Raw genomic sequence first — 16,054 nt, forward strand, 5'->3', positions numbered from 1 at the left:
AATGCTAAAATATGACGTAATAGTTATAGGCGGTGGACATGCAGGCGTAGAAGCAGCCGCTGCTTCTGCACGTCTTGGAGTTCCTACTCTCTTAATTACGTTAAAACCGGAAAATTTAGGCGAAATGTCTTGCAATCCAGCAATCGGTGGCATTGCAAAAGGCACATTAGTTAAAGAAATCGATGCACTTGATGGGTTAATGGGTTATGTTATAGACCAAGCTGGTATACATTATAAAATGCTGAATGAGACTAGAGGACCAGCAGTTTGGGGACCTAGAGCTCAAGCTGATCGAAAGCTTTATAAAAAAGCGATGTATCAAATATTAACAAATTATCCTAATCTAGATATATTATATGGAAAAGTGGAAGATATAGAAATTAAATCTTCTAAAATTGAAGCGGTTATTTTAAATAACGGTAGCAAAATTCTTTGTCAAAAAATTATATTAACTACAGGTACTTTCCTATCAGGTCTTATTCATATTGGACAAAAAAAAATTCCTGCTGGTAGAGTAGATGAAGAGCCTTCGTATGGATTATCAAATACATTAAAACAAATAGGTTTTAAACTGGCTCGTTTAAAAACAGGTACACCGCCTCGCATTGATGGACGTACTATTGATTATAGTAAAACAATTTTACAACCCGGCGATAAAATTCCTCGTCCTTTTTCTGAATTAACAAATATTGTTAATGTTTCTCAGATAAATTGTTTTATCACAAAAACAACCTCAGAAACTCATGATATTATACGTGAGAATCTTGATAAATCCGCAATGTATTCAGGGCAAATAGAAGGAATAGGACCGCGATATTGTCCTTCTATTGAAGATAAAATAGTCAGATTTAGTACAAAATCAGAACATCGTATATTTTTAGAACCTGAAGGGTTAGATGATTATACGATTTATCCAAACGGTATTTCTACTTCTTTGCCTGAAGATGTGCAACATAAATTAATCAAAACAATACCAGGATTAGAAAATGTAAAGGTTTTACGTCCAGGTTATGCTATAGAATATGATTATGTTGATCCACGTGAAATAAGTGTTACGCTAGAGACAAAAAAAATAGCTGGATTGTATTTGGCCGGGCAAATTAACGGTACTACAGGATATGAGGAAGCCGCAGGGCAAGGTATAATAGCCGGTATAAATGCTGCTTTAGCAGTAAAAGATCAAGCACCGTTTATGTTAACAAGAGCAAACAGTTATATTGGAGTAATGATTGATGATTTAACAACATTTGGTACTATAGAACCTTATCGTATGTTTACTTCTCGCTCAGAATATAGATTATCTTTAAGAGCAGATAACTCTGATTTACGTTTAACGGAATTAGGGATGAACATTGGAGTCGTATCAGAAAAACGTAAAAAAATATTCACAAAAAAATGTGAAGATATAGAAAAAATAAAATCATTATTAAATACCTTGTCTTTAACTACTAGTAAACTTGCTAAAATGGGTATACAGGTTGCACAGGATGGTACATATAAAACAGTATTAGACTTATTTAAAATACCTAATTTTAATGTTGAACAAGCTATTAAAATTTTTCCTATGCTTAAAGAAACACAAAATAATAACATTTTGCAATTACTCTATATTGAAGCAAAATATGCTTCATATTTAACTAGACAACACGCAGATATTAATTTATTTCAAAGTGAAGAGGCGCAGTTCATACCTAAAAATATTGACTATTTTAAAATACCAAGTATATCATTAGAGATACAGGAAAAACTTTCTTCCTATAAACCTACTACTATTGGTGTAGCACGTCGAATTCCAGGGATTACACCTGCAGCAATTATGGCTATTATAATTTATTTAAAAACTAAATATAGTGATGGAAGTTCCACGTGAAATAATTGAAAAGTTAGAAATTTTTCAAAAGTTAGTTAAAAAATGGAATAAATCAATCAATCTTGTATCGGATAATACTATACATAATTTTTGGCAACGTCATATATTAGACTCATTACAATTAATACAATATATTGATAATAAAGACATACATTTGGTTGATATAGGAAGCGGTTCCGGTTTGCCTGGTATAGTATTATCTATAGCGGGGGTAGCGCAAGTAAGTTTAATAGAAGCTGATTTACGTAAATGTATATTTTTAGAAAAAGCATCAAAGATATCAAATAATAACATACAAATAATCAATCAAAGAATAGAAAAAGTAGAAATAGATTGTAGTATATTAACTTGTAGAGCTTTCTCTAACTTAAATACAATATTTAATTGCATAAAAAATATTTCAGTACGAGAAAAATTTTTGTTATTAAAAGGAAAAAATTATTTAACTGAAATAGTAAAAGCTAAAGAGAGATGGTTATTTGGTTATTTAATACATCAAAGTATTACTTGTGAAGAAGGGAAAATTCTAGAAGTTAGTAATTTAACAAAAATGATATGAAAGTAATTGCTATTGTTAATCAAAAAGGAGGGGTAGCTAAAACTACAACTACTGTAAATTTAGCTACAGCTTTTGCTGCTGTAAATAAAAAAATTTTAGTTATAGATCTTGATCCTCAAGGGAATAGTAGTACCGGTTTTGGAATTAGTCAGCAACAACGCAAAAATACTATATACCAAGTATTAACAAATTTAATAGAATTGCAAGATGCAATAATTTCTACAGATATACCAAATTTAGAAATAATTACTTCAAACACTAATCTATCTGCGGCTGAATTAGACTTAACAAAATTAAAGGACCGAGAATATATTTTAATGAAGCTATTGGCAGAAATAAAAATATTATATGATTATATAATTATTGATTGCCCTCCTTCATTAAATTTATTAACGGTAAACGCTTTAGTTGCAAGCGATGAAGTACTGATTCCAATGCAATGTGATTTTTATTCTTTAGAAGGATTAAGTCATTTGTTAAAAACAATTGAAATTGTAGAGAAAAAATTAAATCCTAAGATAAAGATTGCAGGTATATTATTTACAATGTATGATAAGCGTAATCGTTTAACTGAACAAGTAGAAGATGATGTTAGAAAATGCTTAGGAGAATTAGTATTTAAAACCGTTATTCCAAGAAATATTAAACTATCTGAAGCTCCTTCATATGGACAACCGGCTATTATATATGATTATAAATGTTCGGGAGCAGTTGCATATATAGAACTTACAAAAGAAATCTTAGAAAGATATGGCGAAAAATAAAGGACTAGGAAGAGGATTATCTTCATTACTTGGAGAAGAAGTTATTTCTATAGAATCAGAAATAGTACAAATAATCAATATTGATAAAATAAGACCAAACGAGAATCAGCCTAGAAAAAACTTTGAATATGATAAAATAAAAGAATTAGCAGATTCTATATTGAATAATGGTTTATTACAGCCTATTATTGTTGATAATAATTTCCAAATTATAGCAGGAGAGCGACGCTGGCGTGCATGTAAATTAGCAAAAGTTTTAGAGATACCGGTCATTATAAAAAATTTAGATGCTAGAGAGAGTATGGAAATAGCATTAATTGAGAACATACAAAGAACTGATTTAACAGTGATGGAAGAAGCTCGTGGCTTTAAATATTTAATAGAAAATTTTAATTATACGGCAGAAAAATTAGCTGAAAGGCTTGGTAAAAGTCGTAGTCATATAGCTAATTTAGTAAGGCTTAATAATTTGCCGCAGTCTATTCAAGATAAAGTAAATGAAAATATACTAAGTATGGGTCAAGCCCGGTGTTTAATAAATCATGAACATGCAGAAGTAATAGCCGATCATATTATAAATAATGATTTAAATGTACGTCAAACAGAAGAACTAGTAAGACAATGGTATAAGAATGAGTATACAAAATCCCCGAACAATAATAACAAAATAGGAAAGCGTTTTTTAAAGGACAAAGCTACGGATAATGATCTAGAATTATTAGTAAAAGCTTTATCAGAAAAATTTGGTATAAAAATAACAATAGAAAATTATCCACTAGGCGGAAAATTAATATTTCATTATAAAGATTTGGAAGAATTAGACTTGATATTATTAAAATTAAATTAAAATGCCAGCATTTTATTTCTTAAGATAAATATCTAAACGAGAAAAACAATGATAGAACTTACAATTTCTGATTTTGAATTATATAATCATAGAGCAATAAATTCATACAATACAGTAGTAAATATATATATCGGTGTAAAATAATAATATAAGGAAATAAGTAATTTATGTCATATCAATATGTTTATGAAATGGTTGGTTTAAGCAAAATTATAAATGGTAAACGAATTTTAAAAGAAATAAATTTATCATTTTTACCAAAAGCTAAGATCGGTATAATAGGTCCAAATGGAGCAGGCAAATCGACTTTATTAAAAATAATGGCAGGTATTGATAAAGAGTTTGAAGGTAAAGCAACAGCTAAAATTGGTATAAAAGTAGGATATTTACCTCAAGAACCGTATCTTGATGCTAGTAAAAATGTTTTTGATAATATCATAGAAGGTCTTCATGCAAAGAAAAAACTTATTGATGAATTTAATTATATAAGTAACAAATTTGCTGCTGAAATCACTGATGAAGAAATGCAAAAGCTTTTTGATAAACAAGCAGAATTGCAAGAAAAAATAGACAATTGTGATGGATGGAATCTAGAACGTGAAATAGAGATCGCAATGCTTGCTTTACGTTGCCCACCAAAAGAAGCAGATATTACAAAAATTTCCGGTGGAGAAAAAAGAAGAGTGGCTTTATGTAAATTGCTTTTAGAGAAACCTGATATGTTGTTACTTGATGAACCTACAAATCATTTGGATGCAGAATCAGTTTCTTGGCTTGAGGATTATTTAAAGCATTATGAAGGTACTGTAATAGTAATTACCCATGATCGTTATTTTTTAGATAATGTTACAGAATGGATATTAGAAATAGATCGTGGAAATTGTATACCGTGGGAATCAAATTATAGTTCTTGGCTTGAGCAGAAGCAAAAAAAATTAGCTTTAGAAAGTAAAGAAGATGATGATAGAAAAAAACAATTGAATCGTGAACTTGAATGGATTCGTCAAACTCCAAAAGCTAGACAATCAAAAAATAAAGCACGTATTACAGCATATCAAGAGTTATTAAATAAACAACAAGAACAAAAAACTGATCCTACTCAAATAATTATACCTAACGGACCTCGTTTAGGTGATCTTGTTATTGAAGCAGAACATATAGCTAAAAAATTTAATAATAAAATATTATTATCAGATTTTAGTTTTAAAGTTCCACGTGGAGCTATTGTAGGAATTATTGGACCGAATGGAGCAGGTAAGTCTACTTTGTTTAATATTATTACAGGTAAAATAATGCCAGATAGTGGTTCTATTAAAATTGGTCAAACGGTAAAATTAGGTTATGTCGATCAATCACGGGATCATTTAGATGATAATAAGACTATATGGGAAGAAATTTCAGAAGGTCTAGATGAATTACAACTTGGTAATAGAATAATTAAAAGTAGAGCTTATTGTGCAGCTTTTAATTTTAGAGGCGGTGATCAACAAAAAAAAGTTGGACAACTTTCAGGTGGAGAACGTAACAGAGTACATTTGGCAAAATTACTAAAAGAAGGAGCAAATGTTATATTATTAGATGAGCCGTCTAATGATTTAGATATTGATACATTAAGAGCGCTTGAAGATGCTATTTTAGATTTTGCAGGTTGTGTATTAGTGATTAGTCATGATAGATGGTTTTTAGATAGAATAACCACTCATATTATATCATATGATAAAGAAAATAATGCTACATGGTTTGAAGGAAATTATCAAGATTATCATGAATATATGCTAAATACTAACGGGGAAAGTATTTTAAATCCAAAATATAAACATAAGAAATTAATATAAATATGTCTTTAACGCAAATATTATTAATTTTGTTTGTAGGAATATTGGTAACAAAACCGCATGATATTTTTATAATTATTAAAGAATTAAAAAAAATAAAAGCGTATTTAATTAATATTAAGTCATCTATTGTAAAAAATATAGATGAACCGTTAGAAACAGAGCAGGTAAATTTTTATTTAAAAAAAATTATTAACCTAGAAGGTTATTATCATGGTAGTTATGATTTAACAACAATAAAAGAAAAATATTATACACTAATAATTAATAATGACTTAATAGAAAATGAATCAGTACCTGATATAACAGAGAAACACTAATCCGTGCCTCGTTCAATTAATTAAATCTAAGAATTATGCAAAAAGTAGTAAAACTTAACAATATCAAAATAGGAAATGATTTACCGTTTGTTCTAATTACAGGGCCTTGTCAGATTGAAGGAAAAGATCATGCGTTGTTTATGGCAGAAAAACTTGTTAAATTAACTAGCAAGCTTGAGATTCCATTTATTTATAAATCTTCTTTTGATAAAGCTAATAGAACTTCCGTACATGGGATTAGAGGACTTGGTATTGAGAAAGGTTTAGAAATTTTATCAAAAGTAAAATCTGAATTCGATTGCCCTATTGTTACTGATGTTCATTCAGAGAGTCAATGTGCTGAAACAGCCGAAGTAGCAGATATTTTACAAATTCCGGCATTTTTATGTAGACAAACCGACTTGCTTCAAGCTGCAGCAAAAACAGGTAAAATAGTAAAAGTAAAAAAAGGGCAGTTTCTAGCTCCGTGGGATATGAAAAATGTGCAAACAAAACTAGAAGCTTTTGGAGTAAAGGATATATTATTTACAGAGCGAGGAGCATGTTTTGGCTATAATAACTTGGTATCTGATATGCGTAGTCTTGCAATAATGGCAGAGTTAAATGTACCTGTAGTTTTTGATGCCACACATTCCGTTCAGCAACCGGGCGGGCTAGGAGGCAGTACCGGCGGAGAAAGAAAATATGTAGAGTTACTTGCAAAGGCGGCAACTTCTGTAGGTATCGCCGGTATGTATATGGAAGTACATCAAGACCCCGATAACGCTCCAAGCGACGGTCCATGTATGATGAAGTTGGATAATCTAGAGTCCATTCTTATCAAACTAAAAAAATATGATAAAATTACAAAAGAAAAATAACTTCAAATTTTACCTTTAAAAATATATATAAATATCCCCTATTAATTCAATTTTAAAATAGAAGTAATAATTTTTTACAATATAAAAAATAGAACTTTCTTATCGTTAGAATTTCACAAATTCGCCTTTAAATCTTTGTTGTAAATTTACTTATTTAGAATTTTTTTTAAATAGTGTTAATATTTATTTATTCAGCTTATAGATCAAAGATGTTTTTATTTGTATAAATGCAAATAATTTGTAGGTATAATTATTATATGGAATCAAATAAAAGCAGCTGGCAGTACACTGTTTGGTAGTCCTAAACAGGAACGAGTAATATAAAATTAAAACCTTATCAAGTAACCGATAATGTAGAATCTAATAAAGAACAAAAAAATATTATAAAGAAGCATTAGAATGGCTTGATAAACTTACGGGATCGCAAGCTGAGCATATTATTATATCTATAAATGAAATAAAAGCCAATGCTCATTATTATTTAGGTATGATCTATGAAAATAGTAAATCGGAATTAGATTGGTTTAGAGCAATAATAGAATATATTAGTGCTCTGGAAATTGAGAAAGATTTTAACTTTCTCTATAACCATGATACCGTACATTTTTAGCAATATTTGTAAAAAAATAGGTGGATTATTTTAAATTTAGGGAGATTCTATAAGGACGAAAATAAAAGCGAAATAGTAATTAAATTGCTTCTTGAAGCAATAAAATATTTCAAGGTAAGTTTAAGTATAGACCCGATAGAAGAGTGTAGTTTTATTCTTAGAGAAATTTTTAACATCCCTAAGAATAAAAAAGAAGTAGAGAAGTATCTATCTTTAAAAAAAGATCTTTATATATCTTTAGGAGAATTTTTATTTAAATTAAATTTAATACCGCTAGCTGCTTTTGAATATTTAAAGGCTGCAAATATAGCTAGCCCTCAGGAAGAACAAAAATTATTGTTAAAAGTTCATAAAGTTTATAGTACGGAGATGGAGGAAAATACTGCTTTTATACGCTCAATACTTGAAGATGGAAGATCTGAGTATAGTTACTAAAGAGGCTGACAGAACAAAATTTTTAAGTGATACACAGACTATAATAAATGATTTGGTTTCACTGCCGGAGCCGCAAGCCAAGGAGTGGCCAGAAGTACAACAAAATCAAAATGAGCAATTAACTAATGATCAACAAGAAGTAAATAAATGCCGATTAATACAGGACATAGGCATTGGGTAAATATGAGATAATGATACAAATAAGATAATATTTACTTATAATGATCCTTTGGGCAGATCGTTAAATGCTCGTCCTGACTTAGTAAAACTTATTACCGAGGTTTGCTCTGATGCAGAAATAATGGATTTAAAAACTCAACAACAAGAAGAAGGAAATACTTCAGACTGCGGAGTTTTGGTATGTGATGAGTTAATAAGACAATTTCAAGGTCTTAAAATTCTCTCTACGGAGCAATGTAAAGGACAAGGACTAAATTTAAGAAAATCTCAAGCTTGAAACATTAAAACAAAGTTTAATAGCTCTCAACAAGTCCAAGAACAACATGTTTATATTAACATTAGATAATAATGCTTCAGATAACGAAGAAGATAAAGATAATAACGTTAATAGTAATGCAGTAGAGCGTCCTCCTTATGATAATAATGACGAAGTTTAGGTAGGTGGAGCAACTATGCAACTTAATGATTAACATTAAAAGTTTGACGTTGCGATGTCATTCCTGCAACAGCAGGAATGACATCAGCATTCTAATAACAATGCCCAATCGCAATACTTGCATTTACACCGAGAAAGAATTACCGCAGCCGCATTTTGCTTTAGCTTGCGGATTACTAACGTTGAAATATGAACTGCCTAGTTCTTCTATAAAATCAAGAGTGCAATCTAGCATAAATTTTTGGGAGATAGAATCAATAATAATTGTAGCATTATGTTTAGTAATGACATAATCATCTTGCTCTATATTATCTTTTGAGACTAGTTCGTAATTATACATAAGTCCTGAGCAACCGCCGCTATCAACCGAAATTCGTAGTACTAAATTCTTATCTTTTTCTAGCTTTACTAACTCGCAAACCCGTTCAAAAGCTCTATCCGTAATTGTTATCGTCACTTAAAATTACCTTGTAAAAGTCTCATAAATTATATAGTATATCTTGATATTTTTCAAGTTGGCTTTGTTGTGTGGATACCCAATCGGCATTGCGAGCAGCCGTAGGCTGCGTGGCAATCTCATGAAATAATAACAAACTCCTGAGATTGCTTCGTCAATTGCTATGCAATTTCCTCACAATGACGAAAAGTTAGAACCACACAACAACGTATTTCAAAATAAAGGATAACGATGCTTGCTTCATACGCTTCTGATCCTCTTAAAAGTAGGGGAAGATTATATAAGGAAATCCCGACCTCTTATAGAAACGAGTTTGAACGTGATCGTGATCGCATTATACATACTAATGCATTTAGGCGTTTGCAATATAAAACTCAAGTTTTTATTAATCACGAGGGAGATCATTACAGAAATAGGCTAACTCACTCTCTAGAGGTTTCGACTGTTGCACGTTCGGTTGCTAGTACTTTAAATTTATCAAATGATTTAGCTGAGACAATAGCACTTGCTCATGATCTTGGGCATACGCCTTTCGGTCATGCGGGAGAGCGGGCTTTAAATGAATGTATGAGAGAGTATAGCGGCTTTTCTCATAATGCTCAATCTTTAAAGATACTAACATTACTTGAAAAAAGATATGCGGCTTATAATGGAGTAAATTTAACATGGGAAGTTTTAGAAGGAATAGTAAAACATAACGGTCCTATACTAGGCGAGATAAATGAATATATAGCAGAGTATAATAAGCAAAATGATTTAGAACTTAGTACCTATGCATCAGCAGAGGCTCAAATAGCAGCTCTTGCCGATGATATTAGCTATATTTCGCATGATTTGGAAGATAGTATCGGTGCTAAAATTATCGATTTTAATAGTCTTGCTGAACTTAAATATATTGATCAACATGTTGTTGAACTTAAGTCAAAATTTAAAAATATTAGTTCCTCATGTCTGATTTATGAGGTAGTACGTAAGCTAATACATGAGTTAATTACCGATTTATTATGGCAAACAAAAGAAAATTTAAATAAAGAAAAAATTACTAACATAGATGAGATACGTAACTTGAATTATCAGATAGTGGATTTTACGGAAAAAACTAATGAAAATATTAAGGAAACTAAGAAGTTTCTTCATGAGCGAGTTTATAAAAGTAATAAAATTACGGCCATCAGCCTTAAATGTACTAAAATCGTACAAGGTCTGTTTAAGGTTTATATGGATGATATTAATTTATTGCCGGTTAATTGGAAAATATTAATAGACTCTAATGAAACATATAGTAAAGCTAGAGTTGTTGCTGATTATATAGCAGGGATGACTGACCGTTTTGCCATTCAGGAATATAATCAGCTCTGCTCGACTTCCTACATAACTTGCTTCTAAGGGTAATTTGTGCGTCGCTCCGGTACTCGCATCCTCACGTACTAAAGTGTACGCTGCGGTGCTGCGTTCTATGTCTCCTACAAATTCTTCCTTATTAGCGAGCATTTGTAAGAATTCTATTCGCTGAATTTTAATAACATTTAATAATTATGAATATATTTAATCAATTGAAACAAGATATAATTGTGGCAAGCAGGCAATTATATAATAATCAAGAAATAGCAAATACTGCTACTATTGAAACACCGAAAGATAGTTTTAACGGTGATTTATCAAGTAATATTGCAATGATTATTGCAGCTAAAGAAAGTATTGCTCCTAGGGAAGTGGCTTTAAAATTTAAAGAAGTCCTTATAACATTACCTTATATTGCAAGTATAGAAATAGCAGGACCGGGCTTTATTAATTTTACTATAAAAGCTGATAGTTGGCAGGCATCAATAAAGGATATTTTACAGCATGAAGAAAAGTTTTTTGAAATTGATATAGATAAAAGCAGAAATATTAACATCGAGTATGTTTCGGCAAATCCCACCGGTCCAATGCATATAGGGCATGCTAGGGGTGCGGTATATGGTGATGTGCTAGCAAGGATTTTGCAAAAGGTAAGTTATTCCGTTACAAAAGAATATTATGTTAATGATGCAGGCTCACAAATAAATGATTTAGTTAGTACGGTATTATTACGTTATAAAGAGGCTTTAGGTGAGCAAATTACTATCCCTACCGGGTTATATCCGGGAGAGTATTTAATTCCGCTTGGGCAAATTTTAGCGAAAGAATACGGCAATAAATTATTAACGATGAACGATGCTGAAAGGTTCAAAATAATCAAAAGTTTTGCCGTAGAAAAAATGCTTGATTTAAATAGAAAAGATTTAGCAGATTTAGGGATTAAACATGATATATTTTTCTCTGAGCAATCATTGCATGATAAAGGTGAGATAGAGGAAACAGTTAAACTACTGGAGCGTATGGGGCTAATTTATGAAGGTACGTTACCTGCCCCTAAAGGTAAAATTCACGAAGAGTGGGATAATAGAGTTCAAAAATTATTTAAATCTACTAAGTACGGTGATAGTCAAGATCGTCCTATAGAAAAAGCTGATGGAAGTTGGTCTTATTTTGCTTCTGATCTTGCATATGCTAAGGATAAAATAGAGCGGGGAGCGAATCACTTAATTTATGTACTTGGTGCCGATCATAGTGGATATGTTAAAAGAATTGAGGCAATAGTTAAAGCTTTAGGTAAGGAGCAGGTTAAAGTGGACGTTAAAATCTGTCAATTGGTCAATTTCGTTGAAAACGGTGTGCCGGTTAAAATGTCAAAACGTCTTGGGAGCTTTGCTAGTGTGCAAGACGTAAATCATGAGGTGGGGAAAGATATCATAAGATTTATGATGTTGACTAGACAAAATGATAAGCCACTTGATTTTGATTTGGTAAAAGTGAAAGAACAATCAAGAGAAAATCCTATCTTTTATGTACAATATGCACATGTGAGAACGATATCTATTTTATCAAAAGCTAGAGAATTAATGCCTGAATCTTATAATAACTTTGAATCAGGTAAGTATGATTTATCTTTATTATCCTCTGAAGAAGAAATTGAGATTATAAAACTTTTGGCTAGCTGGACAAAAACATTAGAAGCATCTGCAAAATATTTTGAACCGCATCGCATCGCATTTTATTTAATAAATTTAGCCTCAAAATTTCATTCTATGTGGAATTTCGGTAAAGAAAATAGCGATTATAGATTTGTAATTGAGAGCAATAAAGAATTAACTCTAGCACGCCTTGCTCTTGCAAGTGCCATACAGAAAGTTATAGCTAGCGGTCTCGAAGTGATAGGTGTAGAACCAATGAACAAAATGTAGTTAGGTTTTCATCGTCATTGCAAGGAGGTATTGCTCATGTGGATACCGCGTCGTCATTGCGAGCAACCGTAGGCTGCGTGGCAATCGCATGAAATAATACTCCTGAGAGTGCTTAGTCAAAACTTACAATTTTTCTTCGCAATGACGTTTTTCTATTATCAAATTACTAAATATGATCCATAATATTTTTATTAAAATATTTCTAGTATTTTTAGTATGTATATCTGCTATTTATTTTGGTTATCAATATTATCAGAATAGCAAGCCGGTAATTACTATTTATCCTGATGAGCTGCCTACAAAAATAAAACCGTCTATAATAGAAAATAACCAAATAGCCGCAGTACATAGTACGATATATGAAAATCTTATTGCTAAAGATACAAATATTAAAACCGTAAAATTGCTTCCTGACCCTGAGAAACCTATGAGTATAGATTCTCGCAACCAAAGCCAAAGCGATGAATCTTTTGATGAAATATCTAACCTTATTGCATTAATAGAGCCAAATAATAACTCCAAAAATGAAACGGATTTAAATATAATAAAGCTTGAAAAAGGAAGTAAAGATAAGGTTAGTAATGCTAAAAATTGTAAAAATAATGAAAGTTATAAAGTACAACTAGGTTCGGTAAAATCTGAAGCAGAAGCAATGAAAGAAGGGGAAAGAATAAAAAAGCAATTCCCGAAAATTCTTAAAAATGTTGTTATCACAACCAAAAAAGTTAAATATGACGACGGTAAATTTTTCTATTTAATCTTAGCCGGTGATTATGGTAGTCTTAGTCAAGCTAAAGCGGTTTGTAAGAAATTAGCTTATAATAAGCAGAGTTGTGTGTTGAAGTGATATTTGTATACTCTTATGTCATTCCTGTGAAAGCAGAAATCCATCATAAAGCGAGATAAATCGAGCTTTTAATTTTAAGAATTTGCTGTGTTTATATTTTTTTTCTGGATTCCTGCTTTCGCAGGAATGATATAGAGAACCACGCAACAACGATTGCTCGCAATGACGATAAATAAAAACTAAATAACTTATGAAAGAAGCTAAAATAGAAAATATTGACTTTGGTAATGCATTATCAGAGCGTTATCTTGCTTATGCGTTATCAACAATTATGTCACGTTCGCTTCCTGACGTACGTGACGGACTCAAGCCTGTACATCGTAGGTTATTATACGCAATGCTACAGTTAAGGCTTGAGCCGAATTCCGGCTATAAGAAATGTGCGAGGGTGGTCGGTGACGTAATAGGTAAATACCACCCGCACGGTGATGTGGCAGTGTATGATACCTTGGTACGCCTTGCTCAGCATTTTTCGTTGCGTTATCCTTTAATTGATGGGCAGGGTAATTTCGGCTCTATCGACGGTGATAATGCAGCAGCTATGCGTTATACCGAATCACGTATGACGGACATATGTACGTTATTAATGGAGGACATCGATAAAGATACGGTAGATTTTCGCCCTACTTATGATTATTCCGATTTAGAACCGGTAATAATGCCGGCAAGTTTTCCGAATTTACTAGCTAATGGTTCTGAAGGGATAGCAGTCGGTATGGCAACCAATATACCACCGCATAATTTACATGAGCTTTGTGATGCTCTAATACATTTAATCGACCATCCGAAAGCTGAAATTAACGATATAATGAACTTTATCAAAGGTCCTGATTTCCCGACCGGCGGCATAATTATTGATAAAGCTGAAGTTATTAATGCTGCATATACTACTGGACGCGGTAGTCTTAGAGTGAGAAGCAGATGGGAAAAAGAGGAGCTAAGTTACGGTACATATCAGATAGTCGTAACCGATATACCTTATCAGGTTCAGAAATCAAAACTTATAGAACAAATAGCAATATTACTAAAGGATAAAAAAATTCCCCTTGTTAGCAATATTAGAGATGAATCAACAGACATTATAAGGTTGGTTATAGAGCCGAGAGATCGGGGATGTGATCCGCAAATAGTTATGGAATCTCTATTCAAGCTAACGAATTTAGAAAGCCGCATTCAGTTAAATATGAATGTGATCGGCAGTAATAACGTGCCGAGAGTAATGAATATTTTAGAGATTTTACAAGAGTTTCTAGATCACAGACAAAATATTGTTACTCGCAGATCAACTTATCTTTTAAATAAAATCAAGCATCGTTTAGAAATTCTAAAAGGGCTTAGGATAGCTTATCTAAATCTTGATGAGATAATTAAAATTATTCGTGAAGAAGATGAGCCAAAAGCGATAATGATGGAGCAATTTAAACTAACCGAAATACAAGTAGAAGCGATATTAAATACTCGTCTTCGCTCGCTTCGCAAGCTTGAAGAGCAGGAAATTATTAATGAGCATAGTAATTTGCAGAAGCAACAAGCTATATTAGAAGAAATTCTAAATAATCCTAAAGAACTATGGAAAATAGTTAAAAAAGAAATCAAAACAGTACAAACGAAATTTGGATTAAATACGGTAATAGGAGCAAGGCGTACAAGCTTTGAGGAAGTAACGCTTACGAATCAAGTAGTTGATATAACGGCTTTCATTACTAAAGAGCCGATTACTATTATCTGCTCCAAAATGGGGTGGGTACGTTCGTTAAAAGGTCATAACACCGATTTATCGACTATCAAATATAAAGAAGGTGATGCAGAAAAATTTATTTTAGAAGCTTACACGACTGATAAAATATTAATAGTTAGTTCAGAAGGCAGATTTTTTACTTTGCTTGCCGATAATATTTCTAAAGGTAAAGGAACAGGGGAATCTATAAAGCTACTTGTAGATATAGGTAATAACGATATTACGAATATTTTAGTCTATAAACCTGATCAGCTTTTATTACTTGCAAGTAGTGTAGGTAAGGGGTTTTTAGTTAATTCAAATGAAGTAATGGCTCAAACAAAAACAGGAAAGCAAATTATGAATGTACCGGATGGTCATGTATGTATAGCTTGTTTACCTGTAAACGGGGATAGTATTGCTTGTATCGGTGAAAGTCGTAAATTACTGGTATTTAATATAGATGAAATACCTGAAATGAAAAAAGGGCAAGGTGTAACGCTGCAAAAATTTAAGAATGCTAAGCTTCTAGATATTAAAATATTCAATAAAGAAGACGGCTTAGGTTGGAATAACAATGGAAAAGTAAAACTTGAGAAAAACATTGTTGCATTTTTAGGCAAAAGAGGTAGTACCGGTAAATTACCTCCTATGGGCTTCCCAAAAAATAATAGATTTTCATCATAATCATCATAATTATAATAAAGATTGAGTATATACAAAAAAATAGCATGTTTTATATGGTTTGATACAAGCGAATTATTTATAAATTCGCTTGTACCGTTCTATTATTAAAAGTTTTTATAGGCTTTTAAACTCATCTTACCTATTTAAATTAATAGATGTTACTATCTCCTACTCCTATAACATCAATCTGATCATCCTGATAACCTTCCTCTAATTGATAATATGTAAAATCTTCATTATTATTACCGAAAAGGTTATAAACACCAGTTAATAGTGTATTACTATCTTTGAAAAATTGAATTATAGTAGAACAATCCTCTCTAATTGTATCTATTAAAGGTTTTGCGAGAGTGGCAGCCATAAG

Annotated in this window: 16 protein-coding genes and 1 pseudogene; 14 read left to right on the plus strand and 3 right to left on the minus strand. The window is 31.5% G+C overall.

From position 1 onward, the window contains the following. Position 1: 1 nt before the first annotated feature. From mnmG to RJP_RS00540, 10 genes are all read left to right on the plus strand, one after another. Positions 2-1,870 carry a tRNA uridine-5-carboxymethylaminomethyl(34) synthesis enzyme MnmG gene (gene mnmG / locus RJP_RS00495; RefSeq protein ID WP_014120472.1) on the plus strand — a complete coding sequence of 623 codons (1,869 nt, stop codon included), beginning with the start codon at positions 2-4 and terminating at the stop codon, positions 1,868-1,870. After that, entirely contained in the window at positions 1,854-2,429 is a 576-nt protein-coding gene (gene rsmG, locus RJP_RS00500) for a 16S rRNA (guanine(527)-N(7))-methyltransferase RsmG (protein ID WP_096368081.1), read from the plus strand. Before mnmG ends, rsmG begins: the two co-directional genes overlap by 17 nt. Continuing rightward, complete coding sequence (locus tag RJP_RS00505) at positions 2,426-3,193, plus strand: ParA family protein (protein ID WP_014013807.1); 768 nt, start codon at positions 2,426-2,428, stop codon at positions 3,191-3,193. The genes rsmG and RJP_RS00505 overlap by 4 nt, the downstream gene beginning before the upstream one ends. Then, positions 3,180-4,040: a ParB/RepB/Spo0J family partition protein gene (locus tag RJP_RS00510; protein WP_014120474.1), complete on the plus strand. Its 861-nt coding sequence runs from the start codon at positions 3,180-3,182 to the stop codon at positions 4,038-4,040. The genes RJP_RS00505 and RJP_RS00510 overlap by 14 nt, the downstream gene beginning before the upstream one ends. Positions 4,041-4,207: 167 nt before the next feature. Further along, complete coding sequence (ettA, locus tag RJP_RS00515; RefSeq protein ID WP_014120475.1) at positions 4,208-5,875, plus strand: energy-dependent translational throttle protein EttA; 1,668 nt, start codon at positions 4,208-4,210, stop codon at positions 5,873-5,875. A 2-nt stretch (positions 5,876-5,877) separates the two neighbouring features. Further along, complete coding sequence (locus tag RJP_RS00520) at positions 5,878-6,195, plus strand: DUF2672 domain-containing protein (protein ID WP_004996813.1); 318 nt, start codon at positions 5,878-5,880, stop codon at positions 6,193-6,195. 35 nt (positions 6,196-6,230) lie between these two features. Continuing rightward, the gene (gene kdsA / locus RJP_RS00525) at positions 6,231-7,055 is read left to right on the plus strand and encodes a 3-deoxy-8-phosphooctulonate synthase (protein WP_014013810.1); all 825 of its coding nucleotides are present in this window, start codon (positions 6,231-6,233) and stop codon (positions 7,053-7,055) included. A gap of 694 nt (positions 7,056-7,749) precedes the next feature. Then, positions 7,750-8,100, plus strand: a complete 351-nt coding sequence (locus RJP_RS00530) for a hypothetical protein (RefSeq protein ID WP_014120476.1) — start codon at positions 7,750-7,752, stop codon at positions 8,098-8,100. Further along, positions 8,075-8,281 (plus strand): hypothetical protein, encoded by a 207-nt coding sequence (locus tag RJP_RS11510; protein WP_024704436.1) that lies wholly within the window; start codon positions 8,075-8,077, stop codon positions 8,279-8,281. Before RJP_RS00530 ends, RJP_RS11510 begins: the two co-directional genes overlap by 26 nt. 48 nt (positions 8,282-8,329) lie before the next feature. Further along, positions 8,330-8,557: a PLC family EF-hand domain-containing protein gene (locus tag RJP_RS00540; RefSeq protein WP_014120478.1), complete on the plus strand. Its 228-nt coding sequence runs from the start codon at positions 8,330-8,332 to the stop codon at positions 8,555-8,557. A gap of 283 nt (positions 8,558-8,840) precedes the next feature. Here RJP_RS00540 and RJP_RS00545 read toward each other — a convergent pair whose 3' ends face one another. Then, positions 8,841-9,173 carry an iron-sulfur cluster assembly accessory protein gene (locus RJP_RS00545; protein WP_014120480.1) on the minus strand — a complete coding sequence of 111 codons (333 nt, stop codon included), beginning with the start codon at positions 9,171-9,173 and terminating at the stop codon, positions 8,841-8,843. Positions 9,174-9,404: 231 nt separating this feature from the next. Between RJP_RS00545 and RJP_RS00550 the strand changes: the two genes are divergently transcribed. Further along, the gene (locus RJP_RS00550; protein WP_014120481.1) at positions 9,405-10,559 is read left to right on the plus strand and encodes a deoxyguanosinetriphosphate triphosphohydrolase; all 1,155 of its coding nucleotides are present in this window, start codon (positions 9,405-9,407) and stop codon (positions 10,557-10,559) included. On the opposite strand, the pseudogene RJP_RS11515 reads toward RJP_RS00550, so the two are convergent. Continuing rightward, a pseudogene (locus RJP_RS11515) lies at positions 10,473-10,664 on the minus strand (palindromic element RPE1 domain-containing protein); the annotation flags it as partial. The gene RJP_RS00550 and the pseudogene RJP_RS11515 overlap by 87 nt on opposite strands. Positions 10,665-10,708: 44 nt before the next feature. On the opposite strand from RJP_RS11515, the gene argS reads away from it, so the two are divergent. From argS to parC, 3 genes are all read left to right on the plus strand, one after another. Continuing rightward, positions 10,709-12,439, plus strand: coding sequence for an arginine--tRNA ligase (gene argS / locus RJP_RS00555; protein WP_014120482.1), 1,731 nt, complete (start codon positions 10,709-10,711; stop codon positions 12,437-12,439). A 172-nt stretch (positions 12,440-12,611) separates the two neighbouring features. Then, positions 12,612-13,286 carry an SPOR domain-containing protein gene (locus RJP_RS00560; protein WP_014013817.1) on the plus strand — a complete coding sequence of 225 codons (675 nt, stop codon included), beginning with the start codon at positions 12,612-12,614 and terminating at the stop codon, positions 13,284-13,286. A gap of 190 nt (positions 13,287-13,476) precedes the next feature. Further along, entirely contained in the window at positions 13,477-15,690 is a 2,214-nt protein-coding gene (parC, locus tag RJP_RS00565; protein ID WP_014120483.1) for a DNA topoisomerase IV subunit A, read from the plus strand. Between the two features lie 148 nt (positions 15,691-15,838). Here parC and RJP_RS10110 read toward each other — a convergent pair whose 3' ends face one another. Beyond that, positions 15,839-16,051: a hypothetical protein gene (locus RJP_RS10110; RefSeq protein WP_024704437.1), complete on the minus strand. Its 213-nt coding sequence runs from the start codon at positions 16,049-16,051 to the stop codon at positions 15,839-15,841. Positions 16,052-16,054 lie beyond the last annotated feature (3 nt).

It is taken from the genome of Rickettsia japonica YH, assembly GCF_000283595.1.
Classification (GTDB): domain Bacteria; phylum Pseudomonadota; class Alphaproteobacteria; order Rickettsiales; family Rickettsiaceae; genus Rickettsia; species Rickettsia rickettsii.

Coding starts and splice junctions, on each gene's coding strand:
- RJP_RS00505 (WP_014013807.1), top strand. CDS start 2,426: ATGAAAGTAATTGCTATTGTTAATCAAAAAGGAGGGGTAGCTAAAACT.
- parC (WP_014120483.1), top strand. CDS start 13,477: ATGAAAGAAGCTAAAATAGAAAATATTGACTTTGGTAATGCATTATCA.
- RJP_RS00550 (WP_014120481.1), top strand. CDS start 9,405: ATGCTTGCTTCATACGCTTCTGATCCTCTTAAAAGTAGGGGAAGATTA.
- RJP_RS10110 (WP_024704437.1), bottom strand. CDS start 16,051: ATGGCTGCCACTCTCGCAAAACCTTTAATAGATACAATTAGAGAGGAT.
- RJP_RS11510 (WP_024704436.1), top strand. CDS start 8,075: ATGGAAGATCTGAGTATAGTTACTAAAGAGGCTGACAGAACAAAATTT.
- kdsA (WP_014013810.1), top strand. CDS start 6,231: ATGCAAAAAGTAGTAAAACTTAACAATATCAAAATAGGAAATGATTTA.
- rsmG (WP_096368081.1), top strand. CDS start 1,854: ATGGAAGTTCCACGTGAAATAATTGAAAAGTTAGAAATTTTTCAAAAG.
- mnmG (WP_014120472.1), top strand. CDS start 2: ATGCTAAAATATGACGTAATAGTTATAGGCGGTGGACATGCAGGCGTA.
- RJP_RS00510 (WP_014120474.1), top strand. CDS start 3,180: ATGGCGAAAAATAAAGGACTAGGAAGAGGATTATCTTCATTACTTGGA.
- argS (WP_014120482.1), top strand. CDS start 10,709: ATGAATATATTTAATCAATTGAAACAAGATATAATTGTGGCAAGCAGG.
- RJP_RS00520 (WP_004996813.1), top strand. CDS start 5,878: ATGTCTTTAACGCAAATATTATTAATTTTGTTTGTAGGAATATTGGTA.
- RJP_RS00560 (WP_014013817.1), top strand. CDS start 12,612: ATGATCCATAATATTTTTATTAAAATATTTCTAGTATTTTTAGTATGT.
- ettA (WP_014120475.1), top strand. CDS start 4,208: ATGTCATATCAATATGTTTATGAAATGGTTGGTTTAAGCAAAATTATA.